This is a genomic window from Stenotrophomonas sp. YJH_SMC_80 (assembly GCF_059372495.1).
Window position 1 is genome coordinate 1 of record NZ_JCAFVP010000017.1, and the last position, 12,267, is coordinate 12,267.

At 67.2% G+C, this 12,267-nt stretch carries 10 protein-coding genes; 4 read left to right on the forward strand and 6 right to left on the reverse strand.

Annotated features, from left to right (window positions below; all coding sequences use genetic code 11):
- Positions 1-99: 99 nt before the first annotated feature.
- Positions 100-222: a hypothetical protein gene (locus AC5P99_RS19085; protein WP_312526963.1), complete on the reverse strand. Its 123-nt coding sequence runs from the start codon at positions 220-222 to the stop codon at positions 100-102.
- A gap of 74 nt (positions 223-296) precedes the next feature.
- Positions 297-1,148 (reverse strand): LysR family transcriptional regulator, encoded by an 852-nt coding sequence (locus AC5P99_RS19090; RefSeq protein WP_495213439.1) that lies wholly within the window; start codon positions 1,146-1,148, stop codon positions 297-299.
- Between the two features lie 159 nt (positions 1,149-1,307).
- Here AC5P99_RS19090 and AC5P99_RS19095 point away from each other — a divergent pair, with 159 nt between their 5' ends.
- Together AC5P99_RS19095 and AC5P99_RS19100 are read left to right on the forward strand one after the other, a co-directional pair.
- Positions 1,308-1,661 (forward strand): SMR family transporter, encoded by a 354-nt coding sequence (locus tag AC5P99_RS19095; protein ID WP_005409979.1) that lies wholly within the window; start codon positions 1,308-1,310, stop codon positions 1,659-1,661.
- Positions 1,661-1,984 (forward strand): DMT family transporter, encoded by a 324-nt coding sequence (locus tag AC5P99_RS19100; protein ID WP_005409978.1) that lies wholly within the window; start codon positions 1,661-1,663, stop codon positions 1,982-1,984. Before AC5P99_RS19095 ends, AC5P99_RS19100 begins: the two co-directional genes overlap by 1 nt.
- 140 nt (positions 1,985-2,124) lie before the next feature.
- Here AC5P99_RS19100 and AC5P99_RS19105 read toward each other — a convergent pair whose 3' ends face one another.
- The 3 genes from AC5P99_RS19105 to AC5P99_RS19115 form a co-directional block, all read right to left on the reverse strand.
- Positions 2,125-5,073, reverse strand: a complete 2,949-nt coding sequence (locus AC5P99_RS19105) for a TonB-dependent receptor (protein ID WP_495213440.1) — start codon at positions 5,071-5,073, stop codon at positions 2,125-2,127.
- A 69-nt stretch (positions 5,074-5,142) separates the two neighbouring features.
- Entirely contained in the window at positions 5,143-6,087 is a 945-nt protein-coding gene (locus tag AC5P99_RS19110; protein ID WP_495213441.1) for a FecR family protein, read from the reverse strand.
- Positions 6,084-6,602: a sigma-70 family RNA polymerase sigma factor gene (locus tag AC5P99_RS19115; protein WP_049451628.1), complete on the reverse strand. Its 519-nt coding sequence runs from the start codon at positions 6,600-6,602 to the stop codon at positions 6,084-6,086. The genes AC5P99_RS19110 and AC5P99_RS19115 overlap by 4 nt, the downstream gene beginning before the upstream one ends.
- A 150-nt stretch (positions 6,603-6,752) precedes the next feature.
- On the opposite strand from AC5P99_RS19115, the gene AC5P99_RS19120 reads away from it, so the two are divergent.
- Positions 6,753-7,133, forward strand: coding sequence for a VOC family protein (locus tag AC5P99_RS19120; protein WP_049451626.1), 381 nt, complete (start codon positions 6,753-6,755; stop codon positions 7,131-7,133).
- 195 nt (positions 7,134-7,328) lie between these two features.
- Positions 7,329-9,308 carry a choline BCCT transporter BetT gene (betT, locus tag AC5P99_RS19125; protein ID WP_495213442.1) on the forward strand — a complete coding sequence of 660 codons (1,980 nt, stop codon included), beginning with the start codon at positions 7,329-7,331 and terminating at the stop codon, positions 9,306-9,308.
- A gap of 108 nt (positions 9,309-9,416) precedes the next feature.
- Here the strand turns inward: betT and AC5P99_RS19130 are convergent, their stop codons facing one another.
- A complete protein-coding gene (locus tag AC5P99_RS19130) occupies positions 9,417-12,044 on the reverse strand; it encodes a TonB-dependent receptor (RefSeq protein ID WP_495213443.1) in 2,628 nt (875 codons plus the stop codon).
- Positions 12,045-12,267 lie beyond the last annotated feature (223 nt).

A 12,267-nucleotide genomic window follows, 5' to 3' on the forward strand; every position in this document is an offset into this window, starting at 1 on the left:
GGCGCTGGATTACGCGCTCGCCCATCATTGATCGGTAGTGCCGGCCGCTGGCCGGCAACCACGGGACACTGGGATTGCCGGCCAGCGCCCGGCACTACCTCATCCCAGTGCGTCGGCCCACCACAGTGCGGCCGGTCCGGGCAGCGTGTCGCGGCGCCACAGCAGTGCAACGACGCACAGGTGGCGGCGGTGTGCTCGGCGCTGGATTACGCGCTCGCCCATCGTTGATCGGTAGTGCCGGCCGCTGGCCGGCAACCACGGGACGCTGGAATTGCCGGCCAGCGGCCGGCACTACCTCATCCAAGCGCGTCGGCCCACCACAGTGCGGCCGGTCCGGGAGGCGTGTCGCGGCGCCACAGCAGGTCGCTGTGGATGCGCCGCGGCCACCCGGGCAGGGTCAGTTCCACCAGTTGCCCGCGGTCGTAGCGTTGCACCAGCGCGCGGGGCAGCTCGGCCCAGCCGATGCCGTCCTCGGCCATCTCCATCACCATCAGGTAGTCGGTGGCGGTCCAGGCCAGGCCGGTGACCACGCGGGACTGATCGACCTCCGCGCTCAGGCGCACCTGCCGATGCCGCGCCAGTTGTGCGGCGGCGCGACGCCCGGCGCTGGCCAGCGGATGGTCGCGCGCCACGTACACCGACAGTTCGCTGTGGTGGGCCAGCGGCCGGGCCATCAGGCCATCTGGATAGTGTTCCTGTCGCGGCAGCAGGCCCAGTGCGGCGCGGCCGCTTCCGACCAGCTCCAGCACGTCCTCACCGTCCGCATCCAGCCATTCCAGTTCGATCTCCGGGAACGCCTCGGAGAAGCGCTGCAGGATCCGCTGTTCGGGATCGAGCTGATAGACATCGGAGAACACCACGGTCAGTCGCGCTTCGACCGGTGCGGCCAGGCGCACGCTCAACTGTTGCAGGCGCGCATCCGCAGCCAGGATCTCCTGCGCGTGCCCCAGCACCTGGCGCCCGGCCTCGGTCAGCTGCGGGTAGCGCCCGCTGCGATCGAACAGGCTCACGCCCAGGTCGGTTTCCAGGTGGGCAATGGCGGTACTGACCGTCGACTGGGTCTTGCGCAGCCGTCGCGCGGCGGCCGAGAACGAGCCCAGCGCCGCGGCTTCCACGAAGGCCTGCAGGGATTCAGGGGAGTAGGGCATATATCCATCGCTCCTGTCGATGGAATCCATTTTGATTCCACCGTAAAAGGCGATGATACTGGCCGCCGTCGCTCCTGTCTGCGGGGCGTTCCGGCCCTCCACGCTCGGCGTGGATCCATTGATGAGGCGGCGTGGTCCCCGCCCTGCAAGGAGCTTCACATGTCCCGTACTGTTCCCGCCCGTGGCGCGCTGGTCGCCTGGGCCTGCCTGACCGTGGCGATCGTCGCCGAAGTGGTCGGCACCTCGTTCATGGCCCACGCCGCCCGCGATGGCGGCTGGACCGGCTATCTGGTCATGGCCGGCGCGCTGGCGCTGTCCTACTTCTTCCTGGCGCAGTCGGTGCGCCGCATCGCGGTGGGCGTGGCCTACGCGGTATGGGAAGGCCTGGGCCTGACCCTGCTGACCGTGGTCGGCCTCACCGTCTTCGGTGAAAGCCTGTCGCTGCAGCAGTTGGCCGGCCTGGTGCTGGCGGTGGTCGGCATCGTCTGCGTCACTCTCGGGGAGGCACACTGATGAACACCCTGGCCCTGTTTTTCGTGATCTGTTCGGCGCTGATCGACGTCGCCGCCAACATGATGGTGGCCAAGTCGGAGGGCTTCCGCCGCTGGCGCTGGGGCGTTGGAGCGATCGTCATGGTCTGGATTGCCTTTGCCCTGCTGGGCCAGGCTGTGCGCTACATGGACCTGGCCACCGCCTATGCGATGTGGGGGGCGATCGGCGTGATCGGTACCGCCACCTGCGGCCGCCTGCTGTTCGGCAATCGCCTGCGTCCGATCGGTTGGGTCGGCATCGCATTGGTGACCGTCGCGGTACTGCTGCTGAGTACCGCGAAGTAGCGCGTCGCCGTGCCAACCAAGGTTGGCATCTACCAGTGCTGAGTCGCTGTGCCAACCCAGGTTGGCACCTGCCAGAGCGTGAGCCGCCGCAGGCAAGCGCCCCGGAGGACCCCTCCGGGGCGTTGCTGTTTCTGCAGCAGTTAGAACCGTGCGGTGAAGTTCAGCCGCGTGGTGCGGCCCGGGCCCGGCATCAGGCTCATCGCCAGCGTGTCCATGTAATAGGTGTTGCGAAGGTTGCTGACCACCAGTTCCACTTCGGCCTTCGGGGTGAACTGCCAGCGCGCATAGAAGTCATAGATCGCGGTCGGCAGGTAGATGTTCTGCAGGCCGGTGGAGCCGGTGGTGTTCCAGGGCTTGTCCAGTTCATGGGTGGGGCCGCTGTTGTAGGTGCGGCGGATGCCGGTATCCAATCGCTTGTCGAACAGGCGGACGCCCAGCGTGCTGTGGATCGAGTACTTCGGCGGGTTCTGCGCGTTGACGAACGAGGTGCCGAAGCCGCCGTCCACGCAGTCCGGTGTGGTGTCCAGCTTGCTCCACTTCGCATACGGGTCTTCGCGCAGGCGCTTGGCAGTGGCCGCATCGCAGGTGCGCGCGCGCTGGTAGTAGCTGGCCGACAGGTCCAGGTACACAATGCCGGCGTCATAGCCGGACTGCAGCTCGTAACCGGACACCGTGTAGTTGTCGACGTTGTCGACATGGAAGGCCCAGTTGCTGGAATCGAAGCGGCGGGTGATGGCGTTGTCGATATCGTTCTTGAACCAGGCCACCTTGAACGCCAGCCGGTCACCGTCACGCCACAGGTCCTGCTTGAGCAGGCTGAAGCCGATGTCCCAGGAACGGTTCTTCTCCGGCTTCAGGTCGGCCACCGGCGCCGAGGTGCTGTTGCCCAGCGTCGATTCGAACAGGCTGGGCATCTTCCAGCCCTGCGCGTACTTCACGTAAAAGAACGTGTCTGCGTCGAGGTTGAAGCGCGCCTCGGCATAGGGTGCGAAGCCGTGGCCCGAGCGCCGGATCGCCGGCTTGTAGCCCCAGGCGGTGGGAATCTGCTTGGTGTAGAAGCCATTGGCACCACGCGGATCGCGGATGAATCCGTCGAAATCGTAGCTCTGGCCCAGCGTGCTGTCGCCGTACGGCGTGGCCCGCAGCGAGTCGTAGGTGTAGTTGCCCTGTGCATCCGGGTACCACTCCTTGTACCAGCCTGGCAGCAGCTGGCCGCCCTTGCTCAGGCGCGCGAAGGTATAGCGCAGGTCGCGCGATTCACTGACGAAGGCCACGCGGTTGCGGTCGCGGGTGCGGTAGTCGATGAAGCGGCCGCCTGCGGTCAGCGACAGCCAGTCCCACGGCTGCCATTGCAACGACGCCACCACGCTGGCCTCGCGGCGCGTGCCCGATCGCAGGTAACGGTTGTTGTTGTAGTCCACCGGCAGCACCGGCGAGTTGGGTGCGGTGTCTTCATGCTGGAAGGACGCGCCATAGCGCAGCGTCCAGTCGCCCAGATCATTGCTGAAACGCGTGGTGTTGCTGCTGTCCAGGCCCCAGCGCCGGGTCTTCACGTCCGACTGCAGCCCAGGGCCATAGGTCTCGCCCAGCGTGTCGGGCATCTGGTCGGAGGCCATTTCCTTGAACAGCGGCGTGTTGGCGATGTTGCTGTTGAACATGCGGCTGGTGGCGGTGGTGAACCACAGGGTGCTGCTCAGGTCCAGCCACGGGTGCGCCTCGGGGCGGTAGCGATGGCGCAGCGAGGTAGCGTTGACCCGCATCTTGCCGGGCTCGAACTGGAACATGGTGTTGGCCTTGTCCACGTAGGTCACCCATTCGTTGGACTCGCCCACGCGGCCGATCGCCGACGGCATGATTTCGCCGAAGCTGGAATTGAAGTAGCGGTGGCTCAGCTCCAGGCGCTGGTCGGGGTTGGGTGCCCAGGTGAATTTCAGCAGCGCCGATTCGTTGTCGGTGTGCGTGTTCAGGACTTCATCGCCCGGGTGGTACAGCTTGGAAACGGCCTGGCTGGACATGCCGGTACCGCCGCTGGACAGGTGCTGGTCGTCGTAGCGGTGGGCGCCGTTGCTGCCGGCGAAGTAGTTGCCCTGGCGGCGCCGTGCGTAGGCTGCGACAAGCTGCCAGTCTTCGCCGCGCTGGGCGAAGGCGACGCTGCCGTTCCAGTCGCGCGGGTCGCGCAGGCTGTTGCGGTTGTCGCTGCCACGCGCGATCTGCTTGAAGGTGCGGGTGCGGTCGATGCTGTTGTCGGCCACGCCGCCACGCACGCGCAGCCCCCAGCCCTGGCCGTCGTCGAGGATGTCCTCGGCCTTCAGCGTTTCCATGTAGACCACGCCACCGATCGCGCTGGCGGCATTGGCGGCCAGGCTCGGACCCTTCTCGATGCTGATCGCGCTGATCAGGTCCGGGTCCAGGTAGCTGCGCTGCTGCACGCCGGCATAGCCGCGGTACACGTCGATGGCCTGCTGGCCGCCGTCGATGATCACCGGCACCCGGTTCTGGCCCTGCAGGCCGCGGATGTTGACGTCCAGCGCACCACCATTGCGTACGTCTCCGGTGTGCACGCCGACTGCGCCAGCCAGCACATCGCCGATCGACTGGCCGCGGAAGCGTTCCAGCTGCTGGTGGTCCAGGTGCACGCGGGAGCCGCTGTCGCGGTAGACGGCGTCGGCATCGGCCAGCCCACACGGCGAAGCGCCTTCGCTGGCCTGGCCGGCCACGCGCAGCGTGCCGATCTGACGCACGCCGGCGTCGGTGGCCGGGGCGGCCTGCAGCACCACGCCGCTGGCATCACGCTGGAACGAAAGGCCGGTGCCGGTGAGCAGCTGTGCCAGCGCGGCCTCGGTGTTGAGCGAGGCCTGCACGCCACCGCTGTGCCGGCCGCGGGTCAGGCGCGCATCGGCAGCGATGGACAGGCCGGACTGCTGACCGAACGCGGTCAAGGCCTGGTCGAGCGGACCGGCCGGGATCTGCCAGCGAACGGCGGCGGCAGCATCCTGTGCGTGGGCGGCGGCCGGCAACAGGCACGGCGTGGCCAGGGCCAGGCACAGCGCGATGGCAAGCGGGCGAGGTGAAGGGCAGGGTAGTTTCATGGGGGCGGCGACATCCGCAATGGGTTCCCTTGTAGTGCCCGCCGAGCGCGCAGAAAGGGAACCGCGATTTCAACGCGGACGCACAACGGTCCACCATGGCCAGCGCTGCTCGATGCGGATCGGCAGGGCGCGCGCCAGCAATTTCAGGGCCTGCAGGCTGTCCAGGCGCGGCAATACCGCGGTGACATTCAATGCGGACAGTGCCGGATCACAGCCCAGATAGCCCCGATGGTGACGGGCCAGTTCGTCGATCACCAGGATCAGTTGCGTGTCCTGCACCTGCAGGCGTCCGTCCTGCCAGTCGCCGCGCAGAGGATCGGCAGCGACCGTTGTGAGTCCCCCCATCGGTCCGATCTGCAGCGCACTTCCCGCAGGCACATCCAGCGCCGCGCCGAACATCGGCAGGCACCGCACCACGCCTTCGAACACGTCCAACCGGCTGTCCTGCGCTTCGCGGCCGACCGCGAAGCGGGTGCCGATCGGCTGCAGGCGCGCGCCGGGTACATGCACGCTCAGGGGCAACCCGACGAATGCGGGGTGGTGGCCGGTCTGCAGCAGCAGTTCGCCGCGCAGCAGATGCAGGGCGCGGTTGCCGTTGCCGATGTCGACGGTCACTTCGCTGCCGGGGTTGAGCCACAGCTGGCTGCCATCGGCCAGCGTCCAATGACCGGTGCGCCCGGCAGCAGTGCGTTGCGTCTGCAGGTGGCGCTGCGCCTGCAGCCCGTGCAGGCCGAGAAGCGAGACCGCACCGATGCCGAGGGCGCCACCGAGACTGCGAAGCGCGCGCCGGCGGCGATGGCCGGCGGCATCGAGCGCCGTTGCTGCGGCCGGTGCCGACAGCGGGGCGAACGACTGCCAGACCGCCTCGACCCGGCGCCAGGCGTCGGCGTGACCGGCGTCGGCCTGCAGCCACGCACGCCAGTGTTGCTGGTCGTCGTCGCTCCAGCCCTGTTGGCGCAGCGCGAACCACTCTGCCGCCTGCTCCAGCGCCGGGCCGGCCACTGCCGCGCTCATGCCGCCGCGTCGCCGGACAGGCGCAGGCAATGCAGCATCGCCTGCGCCATGTACTTCTTGACCATGCGCTCGGACACGCCCAGCTGTTGGCCGATCTCCGCATAGCCCAGTCCGGACAGCCGGGCCAGCAGGAAGGCACGCCGTGGCCGCTCGGCCAGCCCGCATAGCATGTCAGCGATGGCATGCAGCAGCTGCAGCGCCTGCGTACGTTCCTCCGCAGAGGGATGCACCGGCTCCGGTTGTGCGGCCAGCGCGGTCAGATAGGCGCGCTCCAGGTCCGCGCGCTGCCAGTGGTTGACCAGCAGCGCGTGCGCGATGGTGCTGAGATAGGCGCGCGGCAGGCGCAGTTCGGACGGATCGACGCGCCGGCTGAGCAGGCGCAGGAAGGTGTCCTGGGTCAGGTCGGCGGCGCAGTCGGCGTTGTGGGTGCGGCGGCGCAGCCAGCCCAGCAGCCAGCCATGGTGTTCGCGGTAGAACCCCGCCAGCGCGGTGCTGGAGGCGGCGGGCACGGCCATCGGCACGGGTCATTAATGAGAATGATTCCCATTATAGGGTGATCGGGCGGCGCACGACAAATCCTGCGCATGCCGCAGCAGGAGAGATCGCCGGATTTGCGATGCCCGGCGTGCTCGCCGACACTGCGGCTTTCCACAAGGAGTCCCCGCATGTTCAGCCACATCACCGTAGGAACGAACGACATGGATGCCGCGCGCCGCTTCTACGATGCCCTGTTCGCCGCGATGGGGGCACGTCCGGGTGTGTTCGACGAAAAGGGTCGGCTGCTGTACTTCAAGGATGGGCGGATGTTCGGCGTCACCGCGCCCATCGATGGGCAGCCTGCATGCCATGCCAACGGCGGCACCATTGGTTTCACCCTCGACAGTGCCGAGGCCGTGCGCGGTTGGCAGGATGCTGGCGTGGCCCATGGCGGTACGGCCATCGAAGACCCGGCTGGCATCCGCAGCATGGCCGGGCGCCAGCTGTTCCTGGCCTACCTGCGCGACCCGGACGGCAACAAGCTGTGCGCGGTGCATGTGATGTCGTGATTGGACAGTACGCGCGTGGCCGCGATGCACGCGGTCCGCGCGCGGCTGCGCTCGCAGATATGCTTCGGCGCGCGCGTGATAACACGGAATGGCGGGCCGGGCCTGTGACCACAGGCCGCAACTTCATGCTCTGTCCACTGCGGTTCAGCCAGAATTGGTCGGCTAACCCTTTGATCTACCGGAGAACGCCGCCCCATGGATGTACTGGAGCCGCAACAATCCCCGGTGCGCACCCTTCGGCCTGTGTTCGCCTTCGCGGCGATCGTTGTCGTGGCGTTCGCGCTGTTCGTCAGCCTGTTCCCGCTTGGTGCGGGCCGCCTTCTGCTGAAGGCACAGGACTGGGCCGCACTCAATGTCGGCTGGTATTACCTGCTGGCGATGACCCTCTACCTGGTGTTCGTGGTCGGCGTGGCGCTGTCCAAGTACGGTGGCATCAAGCTCGGCGCCGACCATGACGAGCCGGAGTTCAGCTACCTTTCCTGGGCCGGCATGCTGTTCGCTGCCGGCATCAGCATCACCCTGTTCTTCTTCTGCGTTTCCGAACCGCTGACCCACTACCTGCAGCCGCCGCAGGGCGATCCGGCCGCGGGCGAGGCCGGCGCGCGCCAGGCCATGCAGCTGCTGTTCCTGCACTGGGGCCTGCACGGCTGGGGTGTGTTCGCGCTGGCGGCGATGGCGATGGCCTACTTCGCCTACCGCCACAACCTGCCACTGGCGCTGCGCTCGGCGCTGTACCCGCTGATCGGCAAGCGCATCAATGGCCCGATCGGCTACACCGTGGACGCGCTGGGCATCGTCGCCACCGTGTTCGGCATCGGTGCCGACATGGGTTTCGGGGTGCTGCACCTGAATGCCGGCCTGGCGCAGCTGTTCAACATCCCGCATTCCAACCTGGTGCAGATCATCCTGGTGGTCAGCATGATGGGCGCGGCGGTGGCCGTGGCCGTCTCCGGCGTGGAGAAGGGCGTGCGCTGGATGGCCAACATCAACATGCTGCTGGCGATCGCGCTGGTGCTGTTCATGCTGTGCGCGGGCCCCACCCAGTACCTGCTCAGCACGCTGATGCAGAACCTGGGCGACTACCTGGGCAGCTTGGTCGGCAAGAGTTTTGATGTGTACGCCTATGGCGGCCGACCGGAATGGCTGGGCGGCTGGACGGTGTTCTACTGGGCATGGTGGATCGGCTGGGCACCGTTCGTGGGCTTGTTCATCGCACGCATCTCACGGGGCCGCACCATCCGCGAATTCGTGTTCGGCGTGCTGCTGATCCCGCTGGGCTTCACCCTGGCCTGGCTGTCGATCTTCGGCAACAGCGCGCTGGACCAGGTGCTGCACCACGGCCAGCAGCAGTTGGCACAGCTGGCGGTGGATGATCCTCCGACGGTGCTCTACGCGTTGTTGGATGGCTACCCGTGGAGCCGCACGGTGATCGCGGTGACGGTGCTGGTCAGCTTCATCTTCTTCGTGACATCAGCTGATTCGGGCGCGGTGGTGTTGTCCACGCTGTCCTCGCACGGCGGTGCGCCGGAGGATGATGGTCCGCGTTGGCTTCGCGTGTTCTGGGGCACGGTGATCGCAGTGCTGACCGCCGGGCTGCTGCTGGCTGGGAGCATCGATGCGCTGAAATCGGCGGTGGTGCTGGCCTCGCTGCCGTTCTCGGCGATCCTGCTGCTGATGACGTGGGGGCTGACCCGCGCCTTCAGTGACGAGTCGCACCGCAAGCGCGCGCTGCAGTACCGCCCTTCACCGCTGATCGGCGACGATCGCCATCATCAGGGCTGGCGCCAGCGCCTGAGCCAGGCCATGCACTTCCCGGTGCGCGACCAGGTCTACCGCTTCATGGACGATACGGTGAAGCCGGCGATGGAAGCGGTGGCCGAACAGCTGCGCGGGCAGGGTTGGGATGTATCCACCCGGTTCGAGGCCGGCGACATGGAGCTGACGGTGAACCACGGCGAGCAGCAGGACTTCCTGTACCGGGTGATCCTGAGCGGCTACCTGACCCCGTCGTTCGCCGCCCAGCAGCTGCGCAACCAGCGCTACTACCGCGCTGAAGTGCATCTGTTCGAAGGCAGCCAGGACTACGACCTGGTGGGCTACAGCCGCAAGCAGATCATCAACGACATCATCAGCCAGTACGAACGGCACCTGCAGTTCCTGCACCTGAGCCGGTAATACACGACCGCCGGGCATTCCCCCGGCGGTCGGTGGATTCGATGGTAGTGCCGGCCGCTGGCCGGCAACGCGAACGGGGCGGCCCATCACCGCCGCCCCGTTGGCGCATCAGAACCGGTAGCGCGCCCCCAGCGAAATGAACTGCCCGCGCAGGTTGTACTGGCTGATGTCGAAACCATTGGAGCCACCGGCCGGGTCGAACGGCGGGTCCTTATCGGTCAGGTTCAGCACCGACAGCGACAGCGTGGTGTTGGGAATCCCTTCGTACGCCACGTACAGGTCCAGCTGGTGATACGGCTTGATGCGGTCGCGCAGGCCCGGGTTGCTGGTGGCCGTCGCCACACGCTGGTCGTAGCCGCTCACGTACTGCAGGCTCAGCGTGCTGCTCCAGTCGCCCACTGCCCAGTTCAGCGACGTGGTGCCGCGGGTGCGCGGCAGTGCGCCGTGGCGGTTGTTGCCGGCCCCTTCATACGGTGCCTGGCCGGCCACCAGCGGCTGCTTGAAGCTGAGCAGGTGGGTCCAGCTGCCGGCTACGGTGAAGTTGCCCCAGCCTTCGGTGCGGAAGGTGCGGTTGGCTTCCAGATCCAGCCCCGAGGTGGTCAGTTCGCCCTGGTTGGCATACTGGTTGGTGATGAACTGGATGCGTCCCTGTGCATCACGCTGCACGCGTCCGGGGAACAGCGTCGGGTTGTCGACGATGAACTGCGCGCTGTCCGGCTTGACCAGGTTGTCCTGCTCGATGCGGTACCAGTCCAGGCCGATGCTGGTGTCGCCATCCGGCGACCACACTGCACCGACGTTGAAGTTGCGCGAGCGTTCGGCCTTCAGGTCCGGATTGCCGGTGCGGATGTTGGTCACGCCACGGCTGCCGCCGGGCTGCAGCGGGTCCAGCGGATCGATCACCGAGCCGTAGCTGACGGTCTGGCCCGGCGCGATCTCCGGCAGCGACGGTGCACGGAAGCCACGCGAGAACGAACCACGCAGCAGCAGGCTGTCCAGCGGCTGCCAGCGCAGCGCCACCTTCGGCGAGAACGCGTTGCCGAAGTCGTCATAGTGGTCGCCACGACCGGCCACCTGCAGCTCCAGCGTGCGGTGCAGCGGCACGCTCAGTTCGGCGTAGGCGGCGCTGACCTGGCGCTCGCCGTTGACCACGTTGATGGCCGGGCGCAGTTCGGTGCCCGACAGCACCTGCGCACTGGTGCGCGCGTCCAGTGATTCCTTGCGGAACTCGGCACCCCAGGCGAAGCCGACCGCACCGGCCGGCAGCTCCCACAGCGAGGTCGAGGCCTTCACGTTCAACGAATGCAGCTTGTACCAGCCCGGACGCTTGGTCTGCAGGCGCAGTGCATCCAGCGCGCCCGGCGTGCTGGACGGGTTGGGGAAGTTGTAGCTGCCATCGCGCAGGATCTGCTCGAACGCGTAGCGGTTGACGAAGTTGTCGACGTATTCGCGCTGCGCGCTCTGCGAGGTCAGCGCCGCCACCTCCCAGTCCCATCGCTCGCCGCTGCCACGCACGCCGGCCAAGGCGCGGTAGAACACCTGGGTGTTGTCCTTCAGGCGCGGGCCGAGGTCGAAGAAGGTGTACTCGAACGGCAGCGGCACGCTGCCCGGGTTGTTCGGATGGCCGACCGGCAGCACCGCCGGCACGTCGATCAGGGTGCCGGTGGCCGGGTTGTACGCGCGCAGGCCCGGGCCGACGGTCAGCGGCGCGCTGAAGATCTGGTCGGCCTTGTTGTGGCTGTACAGCACATCGGCGAACGCCTCGACGCTGTCGTTGAAGCGGTAGGTCGCACTCAACGACGCCTGCAGGCGCTCGGCGCCGGGCTGCAGGGTCTTGAACGGCTGCGCGTTGAAGGCGCAGGCCTGGCCGGGCAGGGTGCTGCCGAAATCGCTGTACGGGCGCAGCTGGCTGCCATCCGGGCAGTTGGCGAACGGTTGCGGTGCGCGCGGGTTGGACAGCCAGTTGCCACCGGCGGTGGACCAACCGGCCAGGCGACCGCCGGGCTTGTCGCGGAAATCGCCGCTGCGGGTGTAGGCACGCTGGTCGGCGTCGAGGCGATCACGCTTGAGCAGGTCCAGCCCGAACAGCACGTTCCAGCCCTGCTGTTCAAGGTCACCGAAGCCAGCCAGCAGGCTGGCCTTGCGCTCGTTCAGGCCGCCCTGAGTGGCGGTACCGAAGCCGCCGCCGACTTCCACGCCCTGGAAGTTCTTTCGCAGGATGATGTTGATGACGCCGGCGATGGCATCGGAACCGTACACCGCCGAGGCGCCATCCTTCAGCACTTCGATGCGTTCCACTGCGCTGATCGGCAGCGCGTTGAGGTCGACGAAGGTGTCCTGGGTGTTGAGCGCGAAACCGAAGTTGGAGACGCGGTAGCCGTTGACCAGCACCAGCGTGTTCTTCGGAGACAGGCCACGCAGGCCGATCGAGGCCGAGCCGGCGGCGAAGCTGCCGGTGTACTGTTCGTCGAAGCTGTTGCCGGCATTGGCCGACAGGTTGCGCAGCACGTCGGTGAGGGTGGAGCGGCCGGTCTGCTCGATCTGTTCGCGGCTGACGATCTGCACCGGGTTCGGCCCGGCGGTATCGCTGCGCTTGATGTTGGAGCCGGTCACCAGCACGGCGCCGAGGGTGGTGCTGTCCTTGCCGGTGTCGGCGGTTTCAGCGGCGCCGGCAGCGCCGGCGGTGAGGCCCAGCGCGATCGCGCCGGCAAGCAGGTTCAGGGTGGTGCGGTACATGGAAGCGACAACGCCGAACGGGGGGAGGAGCCGTCAGTACCGCACGCGGGCACATGCGCCTTCCAATGACGAAAGCGCATTCAGTTATACATCACAGGTTCTTAACGAAAGTCGGTGCCTCCGTTGGAGCAGACTCACTCGGTGGGTGCGGGACCGATCTTTGGTGGGTGCGGACCGTTGGTCCGCACACCCTGCAGGGTCACAGCCCTTTCCCTGTGGAAAG